Origin of the sequence: Brucella sp. BE17 (assembly GCF_039545455.1) — a bacterium.
In the GTDB taxonomy this organism is placed as follows: domain Bacteria; phylum Pseudomonadota; class Alphaproteobacteria; order Rhizobiales; family Rhizobiaceae; genus Brucella.
Genome location: NZ_CP154467.1, coordinates 1,243,279 through 1,268,760 on the forward strand (window position 1 = coordinate 1,243,279; position 25,482 = coordinate 1,268,760).

Below are 25,482 nucleotides of genomic sequence, written 5' to 3' on the forward strand. Positions count from 1 at the left end.
CGCTATTCCGCCGCAACAACCGGCGGGAATTTGGCGGTCAGCGCCTTGACAATTTTGGCAAACCCGACTCCTTGCGATGATTTCACCATGATGACATCACCCGGACGGACTGCCTTGACGACAAGCGGCAATAATTCTTCGGTGCTCTGCCTGTATTCGGTGTGAATTTCAACCGGCAAGGCATTTTTGAGCACTGACATTTCATGTCCCGCGATGAAAAGTGCATTCACGTCCGCGTCCACAATCGGTCGCGCCAGATCGGCATGCAGCTTGCCGGACTGGCGACCCAGTTCCAGCATATCGCCCAAAACCGCAATGCGGCGGCCCTTTTGTCCTCTGGGCGCATTTTCCGGTGGCGTTGTCTGCAACAGCGCAAGCGAGGCCCGCATTGAGGTCGGATTGGCGTTATAGCTCTCATCGATCAGCGTGAATGTGCCGCCATCGGAATGCTGAAGCACATGCCGCGCGCCGCGACCCCCTTCCGCAGAAAGTGTTGCCATAGCAAGCGTCACCTTGGCGACATCAGCCCCGGCAAGGTCGGCGGCACCCAACACGGCAAGCATGTTCTGCACGATATGGCGGCCCGGCATACCTACCTTGACCAGCGCTTCGTCATTGCCGATCTTCACCGTCATGCAGGAACAGGCGGCATGAAGCTTGACGTCACGCAGTCGATAATTGGAACGCGCATTCTCGCCAAATGTTACGATATGTTCCACACCGGCTTGTGTGGCCAATTCTTCAAGTTGCTTGAAACGCTTATCATCGCGGTTGAGCAACGCGTAACCGCCCGGAACGATGCCCTCAAAAATTTCTGCCTTGGCGCTGGCAATTTCCTCGAGATTAGCGAAATGTCCGAGATGCGCAGGTGCAACCAGCGTGATCATCGCAATATGCGGGCGCACCATCTTCACCAGCGGCCTGATTTCATCGGCATGGTTCATACCGATTTCGAAAATGCCGTAATCGGTGTCATGTGGCATCCGTGCAAGCGTCAGCGGCACACCCCAGTGATTGTTGAACGAGGCCACCGAGGCATGCACCTTGCCTTCCTCAGAAAGCACATGGCGCAACGCTTCCTTGGTCGTCGTCTTGCCGACCGAACCCGTCACCGCAATGATCTGCGCCTTTGAGCGCGCACGCGAGGCTACGCCCAGTTTCGTGAGTGCTTCGAGCACATCATCGACGACGATCATCGGCACTTTGACATTACCGAAAGCAGGCAGGCGATGTTCAGCCACCACCAGAAGCCCTGCCCCTGCCGCCATTGCCGACGTTGCAAAATCATGGCCATCGAACTGATCACCCTTGATCGCGAAAAACGCTTCGCCGGGTTTGAGCGTACGGCTGTCGATGGAAATGCCGGTAATGCCAACGGGGAACGTGCCAACCGGCCTTCCCTCCATCGCTTCCACCATATCATCACAAGTCCAGAGCCAGGTGCTCATTTTCCGGTCGCTCATGCCTTATGCTCCTCAAGACGCGCCGCAAGGGCAGCTGCGACCTCGGCATGATCAGAGAATGGCAATGTGAGATCACCAACGATCTGGCCTTCCTCATGGCCCTTGCCCGCAACCACCAGCGTATCGCCCGGCATCATCATGGAAACGGCGGTAAAGATGGCTTCCCGGCGATCACCGATTTCGGTAGCGCCTGGGGCTGCCGCCATGATTTCAGACCGGATCTGTGCGGGCACTTCCGAACGCGGATTGTCATCGGTGACGATAGCGACATCGGCAAGACGGGCTGCAATTTCACCCATGATCGAACGCTTGCCCTTGTCTCGATCTCCGCCGCAGCCGAACACCACGATTACCCGGCCCGTGGTAAACGGACGCACGGATGTGAGAACATTTTCAAGCGCTTCTGGCTTATGCGCATAATCGACGTAGGCGGGCGCACCCTCTTCCGTGGCGCCGACCAGATCAAGCCGCCCCGGTGCGCCCTTAAGGCGTTCAAGCGCGCGCATGGCTGCTGCCGCAGGCACGCCTGTCACCATGGCAAGCCCTGCCGAAACAAGCGCATTGGCAACCTGAAAATCACCGGCCAACGGCAATTCGATTTCAAAAATCTCGTCACCGATGCGCACTTCGACGTGCTGGCGAAAACGCCCATGCTCGATGCGCTTGACGGTAATGAACTCGCCTTTGCGACCCACAGTCTTCACATCGCAGCCAGCGGCACGAGCTGCTGCAATCGCCTGCGGCGAAAACTGGTCGTCGGCAAAAATGATCGCGGGCGCACCCTTGGGCAAAAGTGTATCGAAAAGGCGCATTTTTGCACCAAGGTATTCCTCGATCGTCGCATGGTAATCCATGTGATCGCGGCCCAGATTGGTGAAAGCGCCCGCAGTCAGTTTCACGCCATCAAGGCGGCGCTGGTCGAGCCCGTGCGAGGAGGCTTCCATGGCGGCATGCGTGACACCCTCACGGCCAAGCTCGGCGAGAAGGCGATGCAGCTCGACCGGATCAGGCGTAGTCAGCGAATTATAATCGCTGCGGGTCGGTGAAAACACACCCGTCGTGCCGATATTGGCAGCGGGAAAACCCGCATAGGCCCAGATCTGGCGCGTGAAGGAGGCGACCGAAGTCTTGCCGCTGGTGCCTGTCACGGCCACCATGATTTCAGGCTGCTGTCCATAGAACTGAGCTGCGAGCGTGGCCAGCGCATGGCGAGGGTCTTCCACATACAAAACGGGAACGCCTGCATCGGCAATGATCGCGTCCTTGGCAGCAATGACGGCACTCGCGCCGCGCTTGATCGCATCAGTTGCAAAAGACGCACCATCGGCTTTGACGCCTTTGAGTGCCGCAAAAAGAAAACCGCGCTCGACCTTGCGGGAATCCGAAGTCACGCCGGTGATTTCCACCTCGCCGTCATTGCCGGAGGCCAGTTCCTTGAAAAGAGCGATTTCCTTCAGTTTCATGGCAATCAAATCCAAATTCCGTTGCGTATCCAGGCTTACCTGAGCGCATTTCAATCTAATTGAAGCAGATCCGCGCTCTAACCCATTTTATTCTAAGCATAGTCTTATCGATCCTCGTGTCGCTCCGATAAGACTTATGCTCCCTGACACGAATCAGTCGTATTCGTTGGAAACCATTGCTGGCGATGATTCCTGTTTAAAATCGGGCGTTTTTGCAAGATTTGCCACAGTTGCTGGCATGGCATCGAGTTCAAAATCAGGCCTCACACCAAGGAATGACGCCGAGCGGCTGATGATTTCCGAAACCATGGGGGCAGCGTTGAGACCAGCAGTAGCGCTGAACTTGCCTTCTTCGGGCTTGGGTTCATCGATGATGGTCAGCACCACATATGTCGGATCGTCAATCGGAAAAGAAGCCAGAAAGGCATTGAAGCGTACATCCTTGGAATAGCGGCCGTTTACAACCTTTTCCGCCGTTCCAGTCTTGCCACCGACGCGGTAGCCGGGAACGGTTGCGCGCCTGCCCGAGCCCCCCTGCACGGTCGCGTTCAAGCGATAAAGATAGCGCATATCCGCTGAAACCTGGGGGTGAACGACCTGCTTTGCCACTTGCGCGGCTTCGGCTTGAGTGCGGGCAAGGAATGTCGGATCGATGAGCTTGCCGCCATTCATCAGTGCTGCCGCACCGACCGCCGTCTGCAACGGCGTCGTCATCATGCCATGGCCGAACGAAATGGTCATGGAATGCACCTTTTTCCAGACACGTGGCTCAACGGGACGTGCCACTTCCGGCAGTTCTGTGTGCATGCGGTCCAGAAGACCCATCTTTTTGAGGAAAGCGCGGTGGCCTTCGATACCGACAGCATCAGCCTCGCGACCCGAACCGATATTGGAGGAATAGATAAAGACTTCCGCCAATGTCAGTACACGGCCCTTGCCGTGAAAGTCACGAATGGTCTGTCGACCGAACACCAGCGGGCGCGAAGCGTCGAATTTCGATTGCAGACCGAACTTGCCCGAATCGAGTGCCATGGCGGTCGTGAAGGTTTTGATGGTCGAGCCCATTTCATAGGTGCCTGCCGTCATCCGGTTCAGACGGTCCTTGTCGAGCGCATGCACCGGATTGTTCGGGTCAAAGTCAGGCACCGAAGCCATGGCTACGACTTCGCCGGTTTTCACATTCAGCACAACAGCGCCAGCAGCGATCGCGCGGTAACGCTCCATCGCCTTCACAAGTACATCGCGCATAATGTGCTGCACGCGAATATCGATTGCCAGGCGCACCGGTTGAAGTGATTGCCCCGTGGCAAGCCCAACGGACCGCAGATCAGTCAAGCCTAGCGAATCGATATACTTCTCCATGCCCGCAATGCCCTGATTATCGACATTGACGAGACCGAGAATATGCGATGCGGTCGGGCCGCCAGGATAGAAGCGGCGCTTTTCGGTCCGGAAACCAATGCCCGGCACACCCAGCGCCATGATCTGGCTCTGCTGGCGCGGTGTAAGGCCTCGCTTGATCCAGACAAATCCCGCACCGCTTTTAAGACGCCTGTAGGTTGCCTCCCAATCCAGATCAGGCAGCACGGTCGAAAGCATTTCAATGGTTTCGTCGGGATCTACAATTTTGCGCGGTTCGGCATAAAGTGACGCGGTATTGATGTCGGTCGCAAGGATTTCGCCATTACGATCAAGAATATCAGGGCGCGAAGCAAGCTGCTGCACTGCAGGCCCTGATGTCTCTTCGTCCTCGCCGCCAATCCAGCCGAAATAGACGAGCTTGCCACCGATCACACCGTAAATGCCGACAAAGCAGACAATCGCCATCCACAGGCGATTGCGCGCGCGGTTACCGTTTTTCTTGCGCAGACCCACAAAAGCGATTTTGTCGCCCGGCTCTCCCGCAGCAACCTGTTTTCCTTTAATGGAGCGTCCGAATATCCAGCGCATCGTCAGTGCCTCGCCCCATTCTTCTTAACGCTACCTGTGGTGATCGCATCCTCTCCTAGAACGCCACTGGCAAGCAATTCATCGCTGCCGCTGATCAGCTTTTCAATATCGTCGGGCTGGCGTTGCGGAATTTCCTGCGCACCGCGAATAAGCTGCTCGGCCACAATAGGTTGCAGCTTGAGTTGGTCTGCATAAACGCCTGCAAGGCTCTGCAAACGACCCGGCTGGGTCATGAGCGCCCAGTCAGCGCGCAACAGCGTAATCGTATCGCGCTCAGAATTGATCTGGCGCTTCAGCTTCGAGATAACGGCGATCTGCTTTTCAGCATCATATTTGATGGTGTAGGTGACAGTCGCCGCCATCAGCATCGCCGCAATCATGATGAGATCGAAAGTACGCAGCACTCGTTCAACTCCGGGTCAGTTCATGCGTATCGGGCAGCTTTGGCAAACCGAACAGCGTCAAATCATCTTCAAGGGGCGGATTTTCCGTTCGCAATCCCGCACGCAGTTTTGCTGAACGCGCACGCGGATTGCGGGTCTCTTCTTCGGCACCCGGTCCCACCGCTCCCTTGACCGCAGGCGTAAAGCTTGCATGGCGGATATGGGTTTGCGGCAAATGCCGCGACCCTGACTGCCCACCAGCACGATCGGCAAAGAAGCGTTTGACCATGCGGTCTTCCAGCGAATGGAATGTGACGACGACCAATCGTCCGCCAGGTTTGAGCACCCGTTCGGCCGCAAGAAGCGCACGCGCAAGTTCCCCCAGTTCATCATTTACATAGACGCGCAGGGCCTGAAAAACCCGCGTTGCCGGATGGATACGATCCTTGGGGTGACGCCCAACCAGCGCTTCAATGGCATTGGCAAGATCAAGCGTGCGCATGAAAGGCTGTGCCTCACGGCGCTTTTCGATCATACGCGCAATACGCCCAGCCTGCCGTTCCTCGCCTAAAAAATTGAAGATGCGCGCCAGATCACCCATTTTGAAGCGGTTGACAACATCGGCAGCACTTGGGCCTTGTGCGGACATGCGCATATCGAGCGGACCGTCCTTCTGGAAGGAAAAGCCGCGCTCGGCTTCATCGATTTGCATCGAGGAAACACCGATATCAAGCACAATGCCGTCCACCTTCTGGCCCTCTCCCTTTACACTTGCAATTGCTTCATCAAGTGCCGAAAACCGGCCCTCCACCAGCGTAAGCCGCCCCGGAAACTGCTGTTCTATCGCCCGGCCTGCAACAATCGCCGTCGGATCGCGATCAATCGCGATTACTTCAGCACCATAGTCCAGAATATGCCGCGTATAACCGCCCGCACCGAACGTTCCATCAACAATGACCATACCCGCCAGAGGCTTGAGCGCATCAATCACCTCAGCCATCAGCACCGGGATATGACGGATTTCAGCCCCTTCGGCTTGAGATGTTTCTCCGCCGGGGCTCTCCATCATTGCGATCCTTTCCCGAGCGACTGCGCCCGTTATCTTCTATGTGACGTGTGGATTCCGACCATTTGCCGCAAACACGGATTCCCAGCACGGTTTCATCCATCCGTTATCGGATATTAAGCTTAATGAAGCGTTAGCCTTTGCCGATGAAGGTAGAAAAATCAGTGGATGGACATGACCACCTTTGCAGCAGACCTGTTCCCGCAATCCCTCTTAACGTCGTTTGGAAAGCGATTGACGCTGCTTTCAAGCAGGCGTATCAAATGCTAATAGTTTGCAAGAGCATTAAGTGAAAGAATTTGTATGTCACCGCGTGGATCAGAGTCCTCGGCCGAGCCAGAGACAACTTTTGAAGGCTGGCGGCGTGACAGGGGCGAAGCCTCCATGTCCGACGTGCATCGTTCCATAACGGTTAGCCGGACGGGTTCGCGTTTCCGGCGTGCGATGGCATTTTTCGGTCCGGGCTATCTGGTTGCAGTTGGCTATATGGACCCCGGCAACTGGGCCACGTCACTGGCGGGCGGTTCTCGCTTCGGCTACACGCTGTTATCCGTTGTGCTGATCTCCAATGTCATGGCTGTTCTGTTGCAGGCGCTTTGCGCGCGTTTGGCAATCGCCACCGGCCGCGATCTGGCGCAGGCTTGCCGCGATGCCTACCACCCTGTGCTCGCCTGGCCACTGTGGATTCTGGCGGAACTTGCCATTTGCGCAACAGACCTTGCCGAAGTCATCGGCACAGCCATCGGCCTCAATCTTCTTTTTGGCATTCCACTGGAACTGGGCGTCATCATCACTGCAGCCGACGTGCTCTTGGTGCTTTATCTGCAAAACAAGGGGTTCAGGCGCGTCGAAGCGCTGATCATCACGCTTCTCGGCGTCATTGCGCTTTGCTTCCTGATCCAGATTTTGATGGCTGAGCCGCATTGGGGCGATGTCATTCGCGGATTCGCCCCGACCGTCGATATCATCCGCAACCCGGATATGCTTTATATCGCACTTGGCATCATCGGCGCGACCGTGATGCCGCACAATCTTTATCTGCATTCAGGCATCGTACAGACCCGTGACTATGGGCATACGACACCCGAAAAGCGCGAGGCCATCCGCTATGCGACCCTTGATTCCACCATCGCGCTGACCTTTGCGCTTTTAGTCAACGCCTCGATCCTCATTCTGGCCGCAGCAAGTTTTCACACCACAGGCAATGTTGGCGTTGAAGACCTCGACAAGGCGCATGCGCTGCTCAATCCGCTGCTCGGATCGGCCCTTGCGCCCACGCTTTTTGCCATAGCCCTTTTATGCTGCGGTCTGAATTCGACGATTACCGCCACCATGGCCGGACAGATCGTCATGGAAGGCTTTATCAATATAAGGCTCAAGCCTTGGCTGCGCCGCGCCATCACGCGCGTCATCGCAATCGTTCCTGCGGCAGTCGTCACCATTCTTTACGGCTCGCAAGGCACGACCGAACTGCTGATCCTCTCGCAGGTGGTTTTAAGCCTGCAACTGCCCTTCGCAGTCATTCCCCTCGTCATCTTCACGGCTGAAAAAAAGAAGATGGGATCGTTGGTCGCGCCACGCTGGATCACGGTTCTCGCCGCAATTACCGCCGTCATTATCGTCGTTTTGAATTTAAAACTCATCTACGACTTTTTCATCGGCGTGCCGATCTGATCATGCAGAATCGAAAAATAAAAATGTCAGCCGGTCTGTAAGCCGGGTTCTGTATGGCCGGACTTGCGTCCGACGCGGCAGCCATTCATCTGGGACGGATGTCGCCACCCGCCTCTTGCAACCCACCCGGACGGCTGATCCGGAAAATGATTGCCGGCTCTTGCGAACCAGCGCGCCGTCCCTATTCGGTTTTGCTCCCGGTGGGGTTTACCGTGCCGTCCGCATTGCTGCGCACGCGGTGGGCTCTTACCCCACCCTTTCACCCTTACCCCGTCATCCCTGCCGCCCCTTCAAGGGCGGTACGGAAGACGGGGCGGTTTGCTTTCTGTGGCACTTTCCCTGGGGTCGCCCCCGCCGGGCGTTACCCGGCACCGTTTCTCCATGGAGCCCGGACTTTCCTCACCTGCCGCCTTTCGGCATATGACAGGCGCGGCTGCCCGACCGACTGACAGGGCGTATAGATTCGTTTTTTGTCCGAAAAGCAACAAAAAAGCCGACAGCAAACCCGCTGTCGGCTTTTCGTTCACATCAAACGGCCTGAAACACAACGCGACCGCCGACAGAAGGTTTAAAACGAGCGCATATAGGCTTTAACCGAACTGCAATATTTTGCAGAAGTCGGGTTCATGCGCTTGGCACCATGACCGGCATTGTATTTGAGGATAGTGCCGCAGGTGCTGCCGCCGCCAAGCTGGTTTGCCTTGGCGAGATATTTCATACCGAACTGGATGTTTGTCGAAGGATTATAAAGCCCCTTGGCCGAGCCGGTATAACCAAGACCACGTGCGGTCGAGAGCTTGATCTGCATCAGGCCGATTTCGCCTGCACGACCACGCACGTTGGGCTGAAAATTGCTTTCATGACGCACCACCGCATGGGCCAGCGATGACGGTACACCGTAGGCCGCCGCATATTTATTGATGATGGCAGAGTAGCTGTTGCCCGATTTCGCCTGCTTTGAAGTCGGAGCCTTCTGTCCGGAAGATTTTTTCCCCTGGCGCGTTGGCGCTGCGCGCTTGGTAATAACCGATGCTTTCTTGACCGATGTTTTTTGCTTTTCAGTTTCAGGTGCCTTATTTTGCTGGCGTGCCTTGAAAAGCGCTGCAAGATTGGTTGGCTCGGTGGCCGATGCACTCAGTGCAGGATTGAGACCAAACGAAACCATGGCGCCAACGAGGGCGCTCAACACAACAAATTTTACTTTCATAACCCTACCGTCTTGAATTTTTTTATCAGGACGCGCCCGTCTTGGGGAAGGCCGCCCGTTCTTGTCTGTCCCTTGAGCCGTCTACGCTTGATGCCCGCTAGGTCCCAAGGATTGGCAGAGGATTTGAAGGCCAAATGCAGCCGAAGATTGATTATAAAAGTAAAATCACATTACAGGTTGAAACAAAACCCTTGCTCGTATCAAAGCGGCAAACCAGTCATGACTCATCACCAGCCCACCCGCCAGCAGGCTTAATTTTTTGAAAATTTTAGATAAATTCTAATAAAGCCCGTCCGCATACCCAACGATCATCAGGCCGCTCAGGCGGTAACATTCTGCAATGAAAAAATAAGCCTGTAGAGGGTATCTATAGTAGAAAAATCAGCCACGCCATCTACATTTTGTGGACGAAAATGACGCTGGAAGGCTTTCACGACTGTTTCCGTGCTCTCGTCGAACACGCCGCTGATCTCAATTCCATAGCCATAAAGTGCCAGCATCGATTGCAGCGCCTCGACAGGTTGTCCCTGCTCCCCACGCGACAAAAAGCGCCCACCCTGAATGGGGGCTGCCTCGATATAATGCCCTAACCCCGCCTGATGCAGTTTTTGCCACGGGAAGTTATGGCCCGGATCCGTTTTGCGCGCTGGGGCTATGTCGGAATGCGCAAGCACATTTTCAGGCCGGATGTTGTGACGCGCACAAATATCGCGACATAAGGCAATAACAGCGTCGATCTGGGCTTCCTTGAACGGCGGATAGTTTTCCAGATCACCCGGATTGACGATTTCAATCCCAACGGAAGCGGAATTGATATCTGTTTCGCCTTTCCAGACGCTTTGCCCAGCATGCCATGCGCGCGCCTTCTCGGAAACCATCTGCACAATCTGCCCATCTTCGTGAACGAGGTAATGCGCGGACACTTCGCGTTGCGGGCACTTCAAGATATCGATCGCCTCTTGCACGGTCGCAAGGCCTGTATAATGCAGAATCAAATAGACGGGTGTCTTGCCATCGCGGCGCGGCCCGAAATTCGGTGAGGGATCAAGCGCGGCTGCGGGGAAATCAGCTGTACCCAGAAGCAGACCGGCTGAAACCGAAACAGTATTTCCATTCGTCTCAGTCATGCCGCAGCCTCCAGCCGTTTCGATATGCTTGCCCAGGCCGCGTTTATGGCGGCAAGACGCGCATTGGCAATAGCGATAAATTCCAATGGCAGGCCTTCGGCAACAAGCCTGTCGGGATGATGCTTCTTGACGAGAGAGCGATAGCGCCTGCGCGCCTCATCGAAGTTCACACCGCGCTCGAGACCGAGGATGGCATAAGGATCATTGTCTCCGCCTTCGACATGGCGCACGGCAATGCGCTCAAAAGCTTGCTCGTCAAAGCCGAAAATCCCCGCCACCGCGTTGAGAAAGGCCATTTCCTTCTCATGGACATATCCATCCGCCTTGGCGATATGGAACAGCCCGTCGAGAATATCTTCGAGAAGATGGCAGTCGGGCTGATCTGCCTGGCACAATCCTGCAAGCTGACGAGCATAGGTTTCAAACCCGGCCACGTCCTTTTTGGCAAGATCGTAAAGGCGGGCGACATGCGCCGACTCTTCTTTCGGAACGGCGAAAATATCCTGAAAGGCACGAATTTCGGCCTGCGTCACGACGCCATCGGCCTTGGCCATTTTGGCTGAAAGCGCAATCATGGCAATGGAAAAGGCAACGCGCCTGCGGGTGTCTGCGTCACCTTCAAAAACGGTGCGCACGGCCTCAATAACGCCTGAAATGGCGTTCGCCGCCACAGACGCTACAAACTCACCAATGCGGACCCAAATTGACATGAGGCTTTTCTATCGAATTCCAAAGGCACTGAAAACCGCTTACAGGCGCTTATACGGTAAAAAACATTTGTTTGATTAAGTGCGCTGCAGGATACCGATCCAATTAAAGAAAATTCTCTTATTAAGCATTTGTTTTAGAATACTATTTTTAAAAGCCCGTTTTAAACTTTTCGGGCATGCGCTCCATTCAGAAGCGGCTTTAAATATCTATTGCTGTCGGCTTTCGAAAGAGCGTTGCGCGGCAATGGCCGCAGCTTCTCCCGCAGCCTCAATTTGCTGCGCGTCCTGCCCCACCGAACGGGCGGCAGACTGCGCATTCTGACGCGCGCGCTCGATTGCAGCGGCCTTTTCCTCTGGCGTTAAAACACCGGAATTATCGCGCAGATTGCGCACGAGGTCAGGACCTTTTTCCACTGCTCCATCCGGCACCGACGCACCCGGTTGCAAGGCCCCGTTCTCCTGAGGGGGCTGGGCTGTGGATGTCTCGTCGTCATTCTTGCCGCAAGCAGCAAGTATAACAAGCACAATGGCAGATACGGAAAACAGAAAATTACGGTTCATGACCAAAGCAATAGCCCAAGAAACGCCATGTTTAAACTCGGAAAACGCCAGATGTCCGTCTTTCCTTTGAAATTTTACCGTACCCTTCACTTCAACCACTCCTTCGAGGGCAAATGGCGACCCGGAAAACCGAGCCGCCATCAATGTTTCTTCTAACAGACGTCTGCACACAATCGCGTTAGTTGGAAGGCGCGGCCCCAGGATTAGCCGGTGCAGAATCCGGATTAGCCGGTGCAGGAGCTGGCTCTGGTGCCGGTGCCGGGGTAGATGGCGTCGTTTCACTTGGCGCGGATGGCGCTGGTGCATTGCCAGCGTTGTTGCTGTTGTCGTTGCAGGCAGCAAGCCCCATCAGCGATGCGGCAGCAAGCGATGTGATCAAAATCTTCTTCATATTGGCTCTCCTTCCTAGTACGGGCCAGTTCGGGGGGAATGCCCGTTGAGCATACGCAATATTGTGCGAACACCCCTCTGCTCTTCATGAAAACCCGGCTTCAACCGGTTTCCCATGTCTATGGTTGAGACAGGCAAAAACATCCTGCCTATCCCCACCATCTCAGGTGAAAACGGCACGACGGTGAAAATGTTTCCTCAAATAGTCTTAACGGCCGTAATAAAGCGCCAGTATTGCAGTAACTTAACCGGGCATACCGCTGTCAGAAAGCCGTAATTAATTCGTCACGCCCCTGTCATGGCACAATGTTTAACTTGCGCAAATCATGGTCCGGCCTGATCCAATCAAGATGGCGATCAAGTTCTGTAGAGGGGGAAATTATGACAGACCATGCCTCAGACGGTGCAATTCTCAAACGCGCTGTCACACAAAATCATGCAATGTCGCGGGCAGGAATCTCCGAAAGACTGTTCGCCTGGCTTTTCAAAGGGCTCGTCTATCCGCAGATTTGGGAAGACCCCGAGGTTGATATGGCCGCCCTCGCCATCCAACCGGGCCATCGCATCGTCACGATAGCATCGGGTGGTTGCAACGCGCTGTCCTATCTGACCGCCGACCCGGCCCGCGTCGAGGCTGTCGATCTCAATCAGGCCCACGTCGCCTTCAACAGGCTGAAACTGGCCGCCCTCACGCAACTGCCGGATTATTCCGCTTTTTATCGGTTCTATGGCAAGGCCGACGACAAGGCCAACCTGACTGCCTATAAACGCTTCATCCGTCCGCATCTCGATGCACAAAGCCGTGCCTACTGGGAGAAGCGCAAATGGAACGGGCGTCAGCGCATTTCTATTTTCTGGCGCGATCTTTACCGGCACGGATTGCTCGGTGTTTTTATCGGCATTGGGCATCGCGTGGCGCGCCTTTACGGCATAGACCCGCGCGATCTGCTGAAATCGCGCAGCATGGAAGAGCAGCGTACCTTCTTTGATACAGCACTTGCACCTCTGTTCGAAAAACGCATGGTGCGCTGGGCTACTGCACGAAAATCCTCGCTGTTCGGCCTTGGCATTCCGCCACAGCAATACGATGCGCTGGCAACCGCCGGTAATGGCAGCATGGCGGATGTCCTGCGCGCGCGTCTTGAAAAACTCGCCTGCGGTTTTCCGCTCACTGAAAACTATTTCGCATGGCAGGCCTTCGGACGCGGCTATAGCGGTGACGAAGAGACCGGACCGCTGCCGCCCTATCTTTCACGCGCCAATTTTGAAACGGTGCGTGCGCGTGCCGAGCGCATGACGGTCGAGAATGCCAATTATACGGATTTTCTAGCGGCAAAGCCCGCAGCTTCAGTGGATCGTTACATTCTGCTCGACGCACAGGACTGGATGAACGATCATCAGCTCAACGCTGTCTGGAGCGAGATCACCCGGACCGCAGCACCCGGCGCACGTGTCATTTTCCGCACGGCTGCCGAACCGAGCCTGCTTCCCGGTCGCCTCGCACCGGAAGTTCTCGACCGATGGGAATACCGGCAAGAGGAATCGCGCGCGCTGCATGAGCGCGACCGCTCTTCGATCTATGGCGGTTTTCATCTTTATACTCTCAAGGAGGCGTGAAAGCTTGCCCGGCCCTCGCATGCAAAACGGCGATCATGCCAGCCTGATGGACCGGATTTATCGATACCAGCGTCATTTCTATGATGCTACGCGCAAATATTATCTTCTGGGGCGAGACCAGATGATTGGCGAACTCAATGTCCCCGAAGATGGAAGTGTGCTTGAGATCGGCTGCGGCACAGGCCGCAACCTCATCAAAGTCGGGAAAATCTACCCGAACGCAAAACTCTACGGTATCGATATTTCAGCGGAAATGCTTGATACAGCCCAGAATGCCGCGAAGCGTGCCGGGATTATCGGGCGCACCAAGCTGGAACGCGCCGATGCAGCACAATTTGATCCCGGAACGCTGTTCGGAAAAAGTGGCTTTGACCGTATTTTCATCTCCTACGCCGCCTCAATGATCCCGCAATGGCAAACCGTCATCCGCGAAAGCATGCGCCATCTTTCACCGTGCGGCCAACTGCATATCGTCGATTTCGGCAATCAAAGCCATTTGCCGCGCTGGTTCAGGCATAGCCTGCTCACATGGCTCGACTGGTTTCATGTCACCCCACGCGCCAATCTTTTTGATGCGTGTGAAGCAATTGCAGCCGAAGAGGGATTGGGGGTCGAACAGCGCATTCTCTATCGCGGTTTTGCTTGGATTGCTGTTATTGGTGCGCCCTCAACATCAGGATCAATGAATTTCTCCCAAGACTGGTGACGGCAAGGCTCGGATCGCGTAACCGTTAAAGACCTGATTCGCGAAACCGGAACCGAATATGAACCTTCTGGCCAGAAGCTTTGCCCTGACCCTTGGTCTTTTTCTCCTATCCGCCTGTACCACGGTGGATTACGATTTCGCCGATGTGAAAAAAGGCGGCACAATCGCTCGGATCGCGCCACCCTCCGGGGCAGTCAAGGCACCGCGTTTCGGTGATCGGGCTCCGCATGATTGGGCTGGCAAGACACCGTGGCACTATCCAATCCACGGGACGGATGTTTCCAAATATCAGACCAGTATTGATTGGGCGGCGGTACGCGCCAGCGGCATTTCCTTCGTCTTCATCAAGGCGACCGAAGGCGGCGACCGTTTCGACGAGCGCTTCACTGAACATTGGAACGGCGCGCGTCAGGCCGGCATTCCGCGCAGCGGTTATCATTTCTATTATTTCTGCCGTCCAGCAATCGAGCAGGCGCGCTGGTATATCCGCAACGTTCCTCGCGATCCGGGCGCGCTGCCACCGGTTCTCGACATGGAATGGAACGCCCATTCGCCCACTTGCAAGCTGCGACCGGATGGGGCAATCGTGCGTAAGGAAATGCGTGTTTTCCTTAATGCGCTCGAAAAGCACTATGGCAAGCGCCCAATCATTTACACCACCGTCGACTTTTTCGACGACAATGATCTGCGACAATTGTCAGAATATCCGTTCTGGCTGCGCTCGGTTGCAGGCCATCCGGACGAAAAATACGGACCGCACCCCTGGACTTTCTGGCAATATACCGGCACGGGCAAAATCCCTGGTATCAAGGGTGACGCCGATATCAACGTGTTTGCGGGCAGCAACTCCACATGGAAAAAGTGGCTGGAAAGCAACAAAGCGCGTTAACCCGGCAAAGTTTATCCGATCGCACCAAGTTTCGCTTCATTTCCGTGGCGGGCTCAGGCAATAGCTTAGCAACGCTAGGAGATATGCTCCTGTGAAAACCAGTGTGAGTCTGCGATGAAGTTCCTTGCTTCCATCATAACCGCCGCCCTGCTCGCTTCAACGAGCCTGTCTGGCGCGCATACCCCCTCCCCTGCAACTTCGACCGACAAGGGTGCCATCGCGCCCAAACCCGAATGCGAGACCGATCTTAGCCCATGGCTGGAAAACCTCACCAACGAGGCGCGCGAGGCCGGTGTCAGCGACAAAGGCATCAGCGAGCTGCACAAGGCAACGCTTGAGCAGCGCGTTCTTGATCGCGACCGCAAGCAGACCGTGTTCAATCTCACTTTCACCGAGTTCTCCAAACGCCTGATTTCCGAGGCGCGTCTGAAAAAGGGCCGTGAGAATCTGGTGAAATATGCCGACGTCTTCAATAAGGTTGAAGAAACCTATGGCGTACCCGGTCCCGTTCTGGCCGCCTTTTGGGGGCTGGAAACCGATTATGGTGCCATTCAGGGCGATTTCGATACGCTCAACGCTCTTCTCACACTGTCTTATGATTGCCGCCGACCAGAACTTTTCCGCCCACAGCTGATCGCACTTCTCAAACTGTTCGATCAGGGCGTGGTCGATGCCTCGACCACGGGGGCATGGGCAGGCGAAATCGGAATGATGCAGCTTCTACCAAAGGATTATCTCGAGCGCGGCGTTGATGGTGACGGCGATGGTAAGGTCGATCTGAAAAACAGCATTCCCGACGCTATGATGACCGCAGGCCGCATGATTTCGGAACTGGGCTGGAAACGTGGTCAGCCATGGATGGAAGAAGTCCGCCTGACCAAGGATTTACCCTGGGAAGAAGCAATCCGCACCAACCGCAAGCCGCATTCGTGGTGGGCGGAACAAGGCGTGACCGGCTTGAACGGCCCACTTGGCCCCGATGATGGCGATGCTTCGCTGTTGCTGCCGCTGGGCCGCAAGGGACCGGCCTTCCTGTCCTATCCGAACTTCGACATCTTCGTCGAATGGAACCGGTCTATCGTCTACGCCACGACGGCCGCCTATTTCGCGACACGGCTTGCTGGTGCACCTGCCTTTGACCCCGGCAATCCTGTGCCCGGTCTCACGCAGGACGAATTGAAAGGACTTCAGACCAAGCTTCAGGCGCGCGGCTATGATATGGGACCGAAGATCGATGGTGTTTTTGGTCTTCTGACCAGAGATGCGGTTCGCGCCGAGCAAATGCGCCTCGGTATGCCCGCCGATTCCTGGCCGACGAAGGAACTGCTCGACAAGCTCTGAATATTCCGGAAGGCGCGGCATTCTACCCGCGCCTTTTCCTTAGAGCGCATTTCAATCTGATTTTATCAGATCCGCGCTCTAATTATTTGATTTGACGCGCATCCCGAAAACCGTTGCACATTTTTCGGGATGTGCTCTAAAACTGACCGTGAATGCCAGCCATGTTTTCAACCCTGATTGTCGTCTTGCCTGTCTTTGCCCTGATTTTCTCGGGCTGGGGCGCGTTCAAGCTGAAAATACTGGGTTCGCATGCTATTACTGAACTCAATCGCTTCGTGGTCTATCTGGCACTGCCTGCGCTTTTGTTCGATGTCATGGCCAACACGGATGGCAGCGATCTCTGGCAGCCGGGCTATATCACCACGTTCTTGCTCAGCAGCTTCTTTGTGTTCGCACTGCCTTTCATCATAAGGATGCGAGGCCGCAAGCCGTTGGCCGATGTGGCGCTTGACGGATTGAACGCCGCTTATCCCAACGGCGGCTATATGGGCATTCCGTTGGCGCTGATTGCCTTTGGTCCCGGTATTCTTGCGATAACGACCATTGCCATCATCATTACCATCTGCATCGTCTTTGCTTTTACAATCGTGCTGATCGAGATCGATCTGCAAACCCGCAGTAATCCGTTTCATCTCGCATGGACGGTGACGCGCTCGCTCATGCGCAATCCGCTGCTTCTCGCCCCGGCACTTGGTGCATTTGTCTCGTTTCTCGGTATAGCCATTCCCGCACCCGCCGAAACATTTCTTAAAATGCTGGGTGGTACCGCCTCACCCTGTGCTCTGGTGGCGCTTGGTCTGTTTCTTGCCCAGTCACGCAGAATCGAACGCGAAAGTGTGAAGACAATCGGCTTTCTCGTCGCAATCAAACTGTTCCTGCATCCGCTGGCGACTTGGTTACTGGCTGTCTATGTCTTTCATCTGCCGCCACTCCTTGCCGAAAGTGCGGCGCTTATGGCAGCACTGCCAACCGGAACCGGACCGTTTATGCTTGCCGAACACTATCGGCGCGAGGCGGCAATTACGTCCAACGTCATCCTCTATTCGACGATCATTTCCGTGCTCAGCGTCTCGGCCTATCTGGCTTTGATCCGTTAAAACGGGCCGCTCTGTGGCTTTTTCATGAAATGTGAACAAAATTTAAAACCATATTTTTCAGCTACTTAGGTAGTAAACAGAAGGTTTTTTTCATGATCACACCAAATTGCAGCAAGAAATGTTCTTTTGTTTAGCGGGTTTTGCGCTTAGATTCTCCCCTCTACCAGCGCGCGTCCGGTGTCGTCCGGGCGCATATGAAGGAGACAGACCGATGGGACTGACACGTTCTTTGAATGTCCTCATGATCTGTGTGGCATTTGCATTTGTTGCAGCGTTGATAGCAGGCGTCATTCCTTGATTTGACGTAGCAACCTATTACGGCGATAGCGGTTTTCGAGGACAAACCACTATCGCAGGGGACAAAAAAGCCCGGCTGAGGATGCCGGGCTTTTTTTTATTCAGGCTGTTTGCAGAACCGTATCAACCTTGGGCCGGATGCCAATCATATGGCAGATGGCAAAAGGCAGATCAGCCCTGTTCATGGTGTAGAAATGGAAATCCTGCACACCGCGTTCGATCAAATCCATGACCTGTTCCGCAGCAATGGCCGCTGCCACCAGTTGGTGGGTCTGCGGATCCTTGTCCAGACCATCAAAACGCTCCGCGAGCCAGGCTGGAATATGCGTGGCTGAGCGGGCGCAGAAATTCTTCACCTGCTTGAAATTATGGATTGGCAGAATGCCTGGTACGATGGGGATGTAAATGCCGGCTCGACGCACGCGCTCCACATATCGCTCAAAAAGATCATTATCGAAGAAGAACTGGGTAATCGCGCGGGTAGCGCCATTTTCGACTTTGCGCTTTAACATATCGATATCAGTGGCAAAGTCCGGGCTTTCGGGATGTTTTTCCGGATAAGCAGAAACAGAAATATCGAAATCGGCTACATTGCGCAAACCGCCAACCAGTTCTGCACCATTCTGATATCCGCCCGGCGTCGGAACATATGTAGCGCCGATACCCGCTGCCGGATCGCCGCGCAATGCCACGAACCGATTGACGCCCAGGGCCGCAAATTCACGCGCGACGCTATCGACCTCTTCGCGCGTTGCATCCACGCAGGTAAGATGGGCTGCGGGCTTTATATCTGTTTCATTGATAATACGAGCTACAGTGCGCACTGTGCGTTCACGAGTCGAACCACCCGCGCCATAAGTAACCGAAACGAACTCGGGTTCAAGCGGCGCAAGCCGCGTCACGGTTTCCCAAAGACGCTGTTCCATTTCTTCCGATTTGGGCGGGAAAAATTCAAACGATACCCGGGTGGTCTGGCCGATGTCCGATCGGCGGGAAAGACCATAAATACCCATCACACTGTCTCCGTCATGCTTGTCATATTTTGGGCCGGATCGGCAATCAACAGACGCGGATCACGCGCAAGCCACAGCTTGACGGTCAGACCTTCATCGCCATTTGCCGCCTTCGGTCCCAATTCGAGTGTATTTTCGGGCTCAAGTCCCGCATCTTTCATCCAGCCGAGCATCTGCTCATCGCTGAAGCCTAGCCGCAAATGCGCGTGTTCCTCGCGCAGGAATTCCAGCCTATGCGGTGCGAAATCGACGATCAGCAACCGTCCATTCGGACGCAACGCCCGCGCGCCTTCACGGATTGCGGCTTGCGGATCATCCAGGAAATGCAGCACCTGATGGATAGTCACCAGATCGAAATTCTCGCGCTCAACGGGAAGTGCATAGACATCGCCCTGACGCACCTGAGCGTTATCGATGTTTGCCAGATCGAGATTGGCGCGCGCTACGGCCAGCATGTCGCGGTTGATATCGATGCCAAGCCCGCGCGTATAAAGTGGCGCGAAAAGCTCAAGCAGCCGCCCCGTGCCGGTACCAATATCAAGCATGGACTGAAAAGGTTTTCCGCCAACAATCTTCAACAGCGCGTTTTCGACAGCATTTTCCGCAACATGCAGTTTGCGGATCTGATCCCAACTCCCGGCATTGGCACTGAAATAGGCCGCGGCCTTCTCCTGCCGACTGGTTTTGACATGTGACAGTCGCTCCAGATCGCGCTCGATGAGCGTGTCCGAGCGATCAAGCCGCCCCAAAAGGCCGCGCGTCAGATCAAGACTGACTGCATTATCCGCGAGACGAAAATAAGCCCACGCACCTTCCTGATAACGGTCGATAAGGTCGGCTTCGCCCAAAAGCTTGAGATGACGCGATACACGCGGCTGCGATTGCCCCAGAATGGTGGTGAGGTCGGATACGGTCAAATCACCCCGCGCTAAAAGCGCAAGAATACGCAGGCGGCTGGGCTCAGCCACTGCCTTCAAAACATCCACCATGGAATCGAGCTGCAATCGCAATTCAGTCATGAGGCCACCTCTAAACATATAAAGATATGTTTATGTGAACGGGAGTTTCTATGCAAGCCTTTTTCGTGCAAACTTGAATGCAGGGAGATTCGCTTTATCCCTTGGAAGCATTAAGGAGATGGAATGCGTGCCAGCACATCGCGCCAGAAGGCGATAGCCAAATCGCTGACCCTACTGCTACCGGCAGTCCCTTATTCAGATTCCGAACCGATCCGTGCGGCGGCACTCAGTCCGCATATGAAGAGCTTGCCACCATCGACCGCCATATGGCTTGCGACGGTTGCTCATGTGCGCCACACCCATACCGATTATGACGCCTTGCGCGATGAAGGCTATGACAGAGATTCGGCGCGCTTTTTCGTTTTGGATGCGATTAACACGAAACTGACCGCGTGGCGCGCCACGCGGCTTTTGACGATGGATGACGATAAATCAACAGAAGGCTGAAGCAGCTACTTCTTTTGCACGACGATAAAAAGACGCGGGAAGCGCAACAATACCTTGCCGTCTTGCGTGAGCGGATAATGCTCTTTGATATGGCTCTTATAAGCAGAAAGGTAAGCCGCCTGCTCTTCTTCGGTCAGCGGATCGAGAAACGGGCGCAGTCCGGTCCCTTTCACCCACTCCACGATAGCGTCGATGCCTTCAAGCGGGTGATTATAGATCGTGTGCCAGATGTCGATGCGTGCTGCATCGCCTGCAAAGGCATCGTAATAGCTCGCAACCGGTGGCAACGGCTTTCGGCCTTTCCCGCCGATTTTTTCTGCAAACGGCGCGGTATTTGCGACCTCGCGCATAGCGACATGGGTCGGTTCACCCATATTGTCGGGCAGCTGCACGGCAAGAATCGCGCCGGGTGAAAGTCCCACAAAGAGTCGTTTCAGTTCGGCGATGTGATCCGGCAGCCACTGAAAGACCGCGTTTGAAAACAAAACATCGGTTTCGTCATCCGGCTCGAACTGTTCGAGATTACCAATAAAAAAATCAACATTCGGCAAGCGTTGCTTGGCCTTTGCGATCATATCGGGAGAAGGATCAAAGCCGGAAATTTTTGCGTCCGGCCAGCATTTTACCAGAAGTTCTGTGGAATTTCCCGGCCCGCACCCGATATCGACAACCCTGCGTGGGGACTCCAATCCTATCTGTGCAAGGAGATCCCGCGCCGGTCGACTGCGCTCATCTTCAAATTTCAAATATTGTTCTGCGGACCAGTCCTTCACGCGCATTCTCCATAACCCTGACTCCAAATAATAAGGCCGGTATTTTCATACCGGCCTTGAATTTCATTATCGTGTCAGAGGCTTATACGTCACCCGCTTGGGGTTGACGCTTTCAGGACCAAGACGCCGAACCTTGTCAGCCTCGTAATCCTCAAAATTGCCCTCGAACCATTCGACATGGCTGTCGCCCTCGAAAGCGAGCATATGCGTGGCCAGACGATCGAGGAACATGCGATCGTGGCTGATGATAACGGCGCAACCGGCAAAATTTTCGAGCGCGTCTTCAAGCGCTCCAAGCGTTTCCGTGTCGAGATCGTTGGTCGGCTCATCGAGCAGCAGCACATTACCGCCGGATTTGAGCATCTTGGCCAGATGCACGCGATTGCGCTGACCACCGGACAGATTACCAACCTTCTGTTGCTGATCGCCGCCCTTAAAATTGAAGGCGCCGCAATAGGCACGGGAATTCATCTCGTGCTTGCCGAGCTTAATGATGTCGTTACCGCCGGAAATTTCTTCCCAGACCGTCTTGTTGGCATCAAGTGCGTCGCGGCTCTGATCGACATAGGACATCTGCACCGTATCACCGATGCGCACCGACCCGTTGTCGGGCTGCTCTTGGCCAGTCAGCATCTTGAACAATGTCGATTTACCGGCACCGTTGGGGCCGATCACACCGACAATACCACCAGCAGGCAGTTTGAAGCTCAGATCATCAATCAGCAAGCGCTCACCATAGCCCTTGGATACGCCCTCGACCTCGATCACTACCTGACCGAGACGCTCACCCACCGGAATGACGATTTGCGCATCACCGGGACGACGTTCTTCAGCACTTCTGACCAGTTCGTCATAGGCCTTGATACGCGCCTTGGATTTTGCCTGACGCGCCTTGGGACTTGCCGAAATCCACTCACGTTCGCGCTCGAGAGCTTTCTGACGCGAGGCTTCCTCGCGGCCTTCCTGATGCATGCGCTTGGCTTTGGATTCAAGATAGGCGGAATAATTGCCCTCGTAAGGCATGCCACGGCCACGGTCGAGTTCGAGAATCCAACCCGTCACATTGTCGAGGAAGTAGCGATCGTGGGTGATGATGAGAACCGAACCCGGATATTCGCGCAGAAACTTTTCAAGCCAGGCGGTCGTTTCGGCATCGAGATGGTTGGTCGGTTCATCAAGCAGCAGCAGATCGGGTTTTGAAAGCAGCAGCTTACACAGCGCCACGCGACGTTTTTCACCACCGGAAAGCGTGGTCACATCCGCATCGCCGGGCGGGCAACGCAATGCTTCCATAGCCATTTCGACCTGGCTTTCCAGATCCCACAGGTTCTGGCTGTCGATTATGTCCTGAAGCCTTGCGCCTTCATCCGCCGTTTCGTCGGAATAATTCATCATCAATTCGTTGTAACGATCGACGATGGCCTGCTTTGCAGCCACACCTTCCATGGCATTGCCAAGCACGTCTTTGGTCGGATCGAGTTCCGGCTCCTGCGGTAGATATCCGCAGGTCGCACCGTCTGCCAGCCATGCCTCGCCGGTATATTCCTTGTCGAGACCGGCCATGATCTTGAGAATGGTCGACTTACCGGCACCGTTGGGGCCGAGAATACCGATCTTGGCATCAGGATAGAAGGAGAGGTGAATATTCTCCAGAATCTTCTTGTTTCCATAGGCCTTGTTGAGGCCGGACATATGATAAATGAACTGGCGAGCCATGAAGCGCGTCATCTCCACAAGTTAAAAAGCGGCAAACGACAAAACGTGCCGAAAGCCAAGGAAATTGCTGACGCGTATGTAGGCTAAATAGTGATGAGACGCAAACAAATCGGGACGGTTCAGAATTGTGAAACCGGGCGCGGATATTTCCGTCACCCGGTTTCCCCTCTGGCCACCGTTCGTGAAAGTTTCCTCCCTTTCATCGAACGGCCTGCAAGTAATGGCGTGAAATCCTTTTAACGCCCCCTGTTCGCCCCCGAAATAAACTGCGTATGCCCCTGATGAACGTAGACTTGCGCAGGTTTTGCCGCTTTTCAAGCAGAATTTTCGCGTAAAATGCCATTGCTTAAAATTAACGCATAAAAACTGGCGGTGCCTCTTTTAGCGACGCGAAAAACCAAAGGATTGACTATTTGAGCGTCATAAAATCTGATGCTGAAATGCCCTTTGAAACCATCCATCGCCTCGCACTTGCCCACAGTTCACAATTGCCTTTCCGCTGCCTGTTGGCCAACCAGGCACAAGGCATTGTGCAGATATGCCACGGCCTTGCGGAGCATTCGGCGCGTTATCAACGCTTTGCCGCAGCGCTGTCATATGCAGGCTATCATGTTTACGCCCATGATCACCGTGGTCATGGTGTCAATATCGATGCCAACACACCAAAAGGCATGTTTGCGTTGAGGGATGGCCACAGGGCTGCCATCAATGACGTCCTGGCGCTGAATACATATATTCATCAGTCCCACCCCGGATTGCCGATCATTTTGTTCGGTCATTCGATGGGCGGATTGATTGCACTCAATTATATTCTCGATCATGCCGCAACGGTTGATGCGACCGCGATGTGGAACACCAACGTCTCAAGCCAGCTTGAGAACAGGACTGCGCTTGCTCTTCTTTATATGGAACGCATGCTCAAAGGCTCGGATGTGCCGAGCGCCATGCTGCCAAAACTGACCTTCCGCGCATGGGGAAATGCAATCGCCGACAAACGCACCGATTTTGACTGGCTTTCGCGTGACACGCAAGAAGTGGATGCCTATATCGCCGATCCCTTGTGCGGTTTCGATGCCAGTGTCTCAATGTGGATCGATATTTTCCGCATGATGCAGCGCGGTCTGGTCCGAGACAATTTTGCAAACATACCCAAAAACATGCCCTTTCATTTTCTGGGTGGCGGTGCGGACCCCGCCACCAATAATGGCAAGGCGGTTCAGAGGCTCGCAGCGCGCATGCAGCACATGGGATTTACGGATGTGGACTGCGTCATTCAGTCGGAAACGCGCCATGAAAGCCTAAATGAATGCAATCATGACCAGTCGGTGCAGATTTTTCTGGATTGGCTCCGCAAAAACCTTCCGTCAGCCGCTTTCTCACGCTAAATAATGGCGCAAATTCAGACAGCACGTCACGATTGCTTGATCCGCCTTGGCTTTTGCGCGCATTCAATGTTATGGAGCGCGCCTTACCCCGGCAGACTGCGTAAGGAATGAAGGAACGCTTCGCTTGGACACACCGTCAATTTCCGTCGTCATTCCCTGCCGCAACGAAGCGGACAATCTTGCTTTTCTTCTCGATGAAGTCGACGCAGCCATGCACGGCCGCGCCTATGAAGTCATCGTCGTCGATGACGGCTCGACAGATGCGACCAGCGATGTTCTGAGCATACGCATTCAGGCGGGCAAACCTTTGCGCCATTTGCGCCACGATCGTTCGTCGGGCCAGAGTGCAGCGGTGCGTTCCGGTGTTTTTGCAGCCCGCGGCAACATCGTCGTGACCATGGATGGCGATGGCCAAAATGATCCCGCCTATTTGCCTGTGCTCGTCGATGCGCTTGTGAAAGCGGGCCCCGCTTTTGGCATTGCCGCAGGCCAGCGCCTGAAACGCACCGACACAAAATTGAAGCAGTTCTCTTCGCGTTTCGCCAATAATCTGCGCGGCGCGATCCTCAAGGACAAGACGCGCGATTCCGGCTGCGGGCTAAAAGCGCTCCACACCGAGCTGTTCCAGCAACTACCGTTTTTCGACGGCTGGCATCGCTATCTGCCGGCACTCGCCTTGCGTGAAGGGTTCGATGTCGTGCATGTTGATGTTGTGGATCGCGAACGCCGCCACGGCAAATCAAATTACGGCATTCTCGACCGCGGCCTGCGCGGCATTCTTGATCTTTACGGCGTCTGGTGGCTGCGCAAACGCCGCAAGGTGGTTCTACAGGTGACGGAGATCACCCATGGCTGATATTTTAAACAGCTTGTCGCAATGGCTGCACGAGGTTTTCGTCGCGCAATGGGATGGCTGGATCGTGCTCGGTTTCGTTGCGCAAGCCTGCTTTACCATGCGCTTTGTCGTGCAATGGCTGGCATCGGAAAAAGCCAAAAAGAGCGTGATGCCGGTTGCCTTCTGGTTTTTCTCGTTGTTTGGCGGCGCATTGCTGCTGCTTTACGCCATCCAGCGCAAGGACCCTGTGTTTATCGCAGGCCAAGGCCTTGGCCTTTTCGTCTATATCCGCAATCTCTGGCTGATCGCCAATGAGAGAAAAAGCCTAAAAGCGGGCGAATAAACCCGCCGCT

General features: G+C 54.9%; 24 protein-coding genes and 1 other RNA gene. 10 read left to right on the forward strand and 15 right to left on the reverse strand.

Translation table 11 applies throughout. From position 1 onward, the window contains the following. Positions 1-2: 2 nt before the first annotated feature. The 5 genes from AAIB41_RS06035 to rsmH all read right to left on the reverse strand — a co-directional run bounded on the left by AAIB41_RS06035 (position 3) and on the right by rsmH (position 6,328). Positions 3-1,463, reverse strand: coding sequence for a UDP-N-acetylmuramoylalanyl-D-glutamyl-2,6-diaminopimelate--D-alanyl-D-alanine ligase (locus AAIB41_RS06035; RefSeq protein ID WP_343312346.1), 1,461 nt, complete (start codon positions 1,461-1,463; stop codon positions 3-5). After that, positions 1,460-2,932: a UDP-N-acetylmuramoyl-L-alanyl-D-glutamate--2,6-diaminopimelate ligase gene (locus AAIB41_RS06040; RefSeq protein WP_343314683.1), complete on the reverse strand. Its 1,473-nt coding sequence runs from the start codon at positions 2,930-2,932 to the stop codon at positions 1,460-1,462. Before AAIB41_RS06040 ends, AAIB41_RS06035 begins: the two co-directional genes overlap by 4 nt. Positions 2,933-3,079: 147 nt before the next feature. Beyond that, positions 3,080-4,867: a penicillin-binding protein 2 gene (locus AAIB41_RS06045; protein ID WP_343314684.1), complete on the reverse strand. Its 1,788-nt coding sequence runs from the start codon at positions 4,865-4,867 to the stop codon at positions 3,080-3,082. 11 nt (positions 4,868-4,878) lie between these two features. Further along, positions 4,879-5,280, reverse strand: coding sequence for a hypothetical protein (locus tag AAIB41_RS06050; RefSeq protein WP_343312347.1), 402 nt, complete (start codon positions 5,278-5,280; stop codon positions 4,879-4,881). Positions 5,281-5,284: 4 nt separating this feature from the next. Beyond that, positions 5,285-6,328, reverse strand: a complete 1,044-nt coding sequence (rsmH, locus tag AAIB41_RS06055; RefSeq protein ID WP_343312348.1) for a 16S rRNA (cytosine(1402)-N(4))-methyltransferase RsmH — start codon at positions 6,326-6,328, stop codon at positions 5,285-5,287. Positions 6,329-6,709: 381 nt separating this feature from the next. Between rsmH and AAIB41_RS06060 the strand changes: the two genes are divergently transcribed. Then, a complete protein-coding gene (locus AAIB41_RS06060) occupies positions 6,710-7,999 on the forward strand; it encodes an Nramp family divalent metal transporter (protein WP_343314685.1) in 1,290 nt (429 codons plus the stop codon). A 22-nt stretch (positions 8,000-8,021) separates the two neighbouring features. On the opposite strand, the gene rnpB is transcribed toward AAIB41_RS06060, so the two are convergent. The 6 genes from rnpB to AAIB41_RS06090 all read right to left on the reverse strand — a co-directional run bounded on the left by rnpB (position 8,022) and on the right by AAIB41_RS06090 (position 11,995). After that, an RNA gene (rnpB, locus tag AAIB41_RS06065) (RNase P RNA component class A) lies at positions 8,022-8,448 on the reverse strand. Positions 8,449-8,567: 119 nt separating this feature from the next. Further along, positions 8,568-9,206: a transglycosylase SLT domain-containing protein gene (locus AAIB41_RS06070; RefSeq protein ID WP_343312349.1), complete on the reverse strand. Its 639-nt coding sequence runs from the start codon at positions 9,204-9,206 to the stop codon at positions 8,568-8,570. 320 nt (positions 9,207-9,526) lie between these two features. Then, positions 9,527-10,333: an N-acetylmuramoyl-L-alanine amidase gene (locus tag AAIB41_RS06075; RefSeq protein ID WP_343312351.1), complete on the reverse strand. Its 807-nt coding sequence runs from the start codon at positions 10,331-10,333 to the stop codon at positions 9,527-9,529. After that, positions 10,330-11,043, reverse strand: coding sequence for a DnaJ family molecular chaperone (locus AAIB41_RS06080; protein ID WP_343312353.1), 714 nt, complete (start codon positions 11,041-11,043; stop codon positions 10,330-10,332). The genes AAIB41_RS06075 and AAIB41_RS06080 overlap by 4 nt, the downstream gene beginning before the upstream one ends. A 207-nt stretch (positions 11,044-11,250) precedes the next feature. After that, positions 11,251-11,745, reverse strand: a complete 495-nt coding sequence (locus AAIB41_RS06085; protein WP_343312354.1) for a hypothetical protein — start codon at positions 11,743-11,745, stop codon at positions 11,251-11,253. Positions 11,746-11,782: 37 nt separating this feature from the next. Beyond that, positions 11,783-11,995 (reverse strand): hypothetical protein, encoded by a 213-nt coding sequence (locus AAIB41_RS06090; protein ID WP_343312356.1) that lies wholly within the window; start codon positions 11,993-11,995, stop codon positions 11,783-11,785. Positions 11,996-12,375: 380 nt separating this feature from the next. Between AAIB41_RS06090 and AAIB41_RS06095 the strand changes: the two genes are divergently transcribed. The 5 genes from AAIB41_RS06095 to AAIB41_RS06115 all read left to right on the forward strand — a co-directional run bounded on the left by AAIB41_RS06095 (position 12,376) and on the right by AAIB41_RS06115 (position 17,644). Continuing rightward, a complete protein-coding gene (locus AAIB41_RS06095; protein WP_343312357.1) occupies positions 12,376-13,611 on the forward strand; it encodes a DUF3419 family protein in 1,236 nt (411 codons plus the stop codon). Positions 13,612-13,630: 19 nt separating this feature from the next. Then, positions 13,631-14,317: a class I SAM-dependent methyltransferase gene (locus tag AAIB41_RS06100; RefSeq protein WP_343314686.1), complete on the forward strand. Its 687-nt coding sequence runs from the start codon at positions 13,631-13,633 to the stop codon at positions 14,315-14,317. Between the two features lie 58 nt (positions 14,318-14,375). After that, positions 14,376-15,206: a GH25 family lysozyme gene (locus tag AAIB41_RS06105; RefSeq protein ID WP_343312358.1), complete on the forward strand. Its 831-nt coding sequence runs from the start codon at positions 14,376-14,378 to the stop codon at positions 15,204-15,206. Between the two features lie 114 nt (positions 15,207-15,320). Further along, positions 15,321-16,547, forward strand: coding sequence for a lytic murein transglycosylase (locus AAIB41_RS06110; protein WP_343312359.1), 1,227 nt, complete (start codon positions 15,321-15,323; stop codon positions 16,545-16,547). 161 nt (positions 16,548-16,708) lie between these two features. Continuing rightward, positions 16,709-17,644 (forward strand): AEC family transporter, encoded by a 936-nt coding sequence (locus AAIB41_RS06115; protein ID WP_343312361.1) that lies wholly within the window; start codon positions 16,709-16,711, stop codon positions 17,642-17,644. Positions 17,645-18,042: 398 nt separating this feature from the next. On the opposite strand, the gene metF is transcribed toward AAIB41_RS06115, so the two are convergent. Together metF and AAIB41_RS06125 are read right to left on the reverse strand one after the other, a co-directional pair. Further along, on the reverse strand, positions 18,043-18,954 hold the full coding sequence (gene metF, locus AAIB41_RS06120; RefSeq protein ID WP_343312362.1) for a methylenetetrahydrofolate reductase [NAD(P)H]: 912 nt from the start codon (positions 18,952-18,954) through the stop codon (positions 18,043-18,045). Beyond that, complete coding sequence (locus tag AAIB41_RS06125; protein ID WP_343312364.1) at positions 18,954-19,973, reverse strand: metalloregulator ArsR/SmtB family transcription factor; 1,020 nt, start codon at positions 19,971-19,973, stop codon at positions 18,954-18,956. Before AAIB41_RS06125 ends, metF begins: the two co-directional genes overlap by 1 nt. Positions 19,974-20,096: 123 nt before the next feature. Here AAIB41_RS06125 and AAIB41_RS06130 point away from each other — a divergent pair, with 123 nt between their 5' ends. Next, a complete protein-coding gene (locus AAIB41_RS06130; protein ID WP_343312366.1) occupies positions 20,097-20,420 on the forward strand; it encodes a DUF2293 domain-containing protein in 324 nt (107 codons plus the stop codon). Positions 20,421-20,425: 5 nt separating this feature from the next. On the opposite strand, the gene tam is transcribed toward AAIB41_RS06130, so the two are convergent. Together tam and ettA are read right to left on the reverse strand one after the other, a co-directional pair. Next, complete coding sequence (tam, locus tag AAIB41_RS06135) at positions 20,426-21,193, reverse strand: trans-aconitate 2-methyltransferase (RefSeq protein WP_343312367.1); 768 nt, start codon at positions 21,191-21,193, stop codon at positions 20,426-20,428. 66 nt (positions 21,194-21,259) lie between these two features. Beyond that, positions 21,260-22,909: an energy-dependent translational throttle protein EttA gene (gene ettA / locus AAIB41_RS06140; RefSeq protein WP_343312369.1), complete on the reverse strand. Its 1,650-nt coding sequence runs from the start codon at positions 22,907-22,909 to the stop codon at positions 21,260-21,262. A 440-nt stretch (positions 22,910-23,349) separates the two neighbouring features. Between ettA and AAIB41_RS06145 the strand changes: the two genes are divergently transcribed. From AAIB41_RS06145 to AAIB41_RS06155, 3 genes are all read left to right on the forward strand, one after another. Beyond that, a complete protein-coding gene (locus AAIB41_RS06145; RefSeq protein ID WP_343314687.1) occupies positions 23,350-24,294 on the forward strand; it encodes an alpha/beta hydrolase in 945 nt (314 codons plus the stop codon). A 124-nt stretch (positions 24,295-24,418) separates the two neighbouring features. Next, a complete protein-coding gene (locus AAIB41_RS06150) occupies positions 24,419-25,150 on the forward strand; it encodes a glycosyltransferase family 2 protein (protein ID WP_343312371.1) in 732 nt (243 codons plus the stop codon). After that, entirely contained in the window at positions 25,143-25,472 is a 330-nt protein-coding gene (locus AAIB41_RS06155) for a lipid-A-disaccharide synthase N-terminal domain-containing protein (protein WP_343312373.1), read from the forward strand. Before AAIB41_RS06150 ends, AAIB41_RS06155 begins: the two co-directional genes overlap by 8 nt. Positions 25,473-25,482: the final 10 nt, after the last annotated feature.

Bases quoted from the DNA above. Each gene is read 5' to 3' on its own strand.
- AAIB41_RS06080 (WP_343312353.1), bottom strand. From the start codon at position 11,043: ATGTCAATTTGGGTCCGCATTGGTGAGTTTGTAGCGTCTGTGGCGGCG.
- AAIB41_RS06115 (WP_343312361.1), top strand. From the start codon at position 16,709: ATGTTTTCAACCCTGATTGTCGTCTTGCCTGTCTTTGCCCTGATTTTC.
- metF (WP_343312362.1), bottom strand. From the start codon at position 18,954: ATGGGTATTTATGGTCTTTCCCGCCGATCGGACATCGGCCAGACCACC.
- AAIB41_RS06090 (WP_343312356.1), bottom strand. From the start codon at position 11,995: ATGAAGAAGATTTTGATCACATCGCTTGCTGCCGCATCGCTGATGGGG.
- AAIB41_RS06095 (WP_343312357.1), top strand. From the start codon at position 12,376: ATGACAGACCATGCCTCAGACGGTGCAATTCTCAAACGCGCTGTCACA.
- AAIB41_RS06060 (WP_343314685.1), top strand. From the start codon at position 6,710: ATGTCCGACGTGCATCGTTCCATAACGGTTAGCCGGACGGGTTCGCGT.
- AAIB41_RS06110 (WP_343312359.1), top strand. From the start codon at position 15,321: ATGAAGTTCCTTGCTTCCATCATAACCGCCGCCCTGCTCGCTTCAACG.
- AAIB41_RS06145 (WP_343314687.1), top strand. From the start codon at position 23,350: ATGCCCTTTGAAACCATCCATCGCCTCGCACTTGCCCACAGTTCACAA.
- AAIB41_RS06125 (WP_343312364.1), bottom strand. From the start codon at position 19,973: ATGACTGAATTGCGATTGCAGCTCGATTCCATGGTGGATGTTTTGAAG.
- AAIB41_RS06130 (WP_343312366.1), top strand. From the start codon at position 20,097: ATGCGTGCCAGCACATCGCGCCAGAAGGCGATAGCCAAATCGCTGACC.
- AAIB41_RS06100 (WP_343314686.1), top strand. From the start codon at position 13,631: ATGCAAAACGGCGATCATGCCAGCCTGATGGACCGGATTTATCGATAC.
- rsmH (WP_343312348.1), bottom strand. From the start codon at position 6,328: ATGATGGAGAGCCCCGGCGGAGAAACATCTCAAGCCGAAGGGGCTGAA.
- AAIB41_RS06155 (WP_343312373.1), top strand. From the start codon at position 25,143: ATGGCTGATATTTTAAACAGCTTGTCGCAATGGCTGCACGAGGTTTTC.
- AAIB41_RS06035 (WP_343312346.1), bottom strand. From the start codon at position 1,463: ATGAGCGACCGGAAAATGAGCACCTGGCTCTGGACTTGTGATGATATG.
- ettA (WP_343312369.1), bottom strand. From the start codon at position 22,909: ATGGCTCGCCAGTTCATTTATCATATGTCCGGCCTCAACAAGGCCTAT.
- AAIB41_RS06075 (WP_343312351.1), bottom strand. From the start codon at position 10,333: ATGACTGAGACGAATGGAAATACTGTTTCGGTTTCAGCCGGTCTGCTT.
- AAIB41_RS06070 (WP_343312349.1), bottom strand. From the start codon at position 9,206: ATGAAAGTAAAATTTGTTGTGTTGAGCGCCCTCGTTGGCGCCATGGTT.
- AAIB41_RS06085 (WP_343312354.1), bottom strand. From the start codon at position 11,745: ATGGCGGCTCGGTTTTCCGGGTCGCCATTTGCCCTCGAAGGAGTGGTT.
- AAIB41_RS06105 (WP_343312358.1), top strand. From the start codon at position 14,376: ATGAACCTTCTGGCCAGAAGCTTTGCCCTGACCCTTGGTCTTTTTCTC.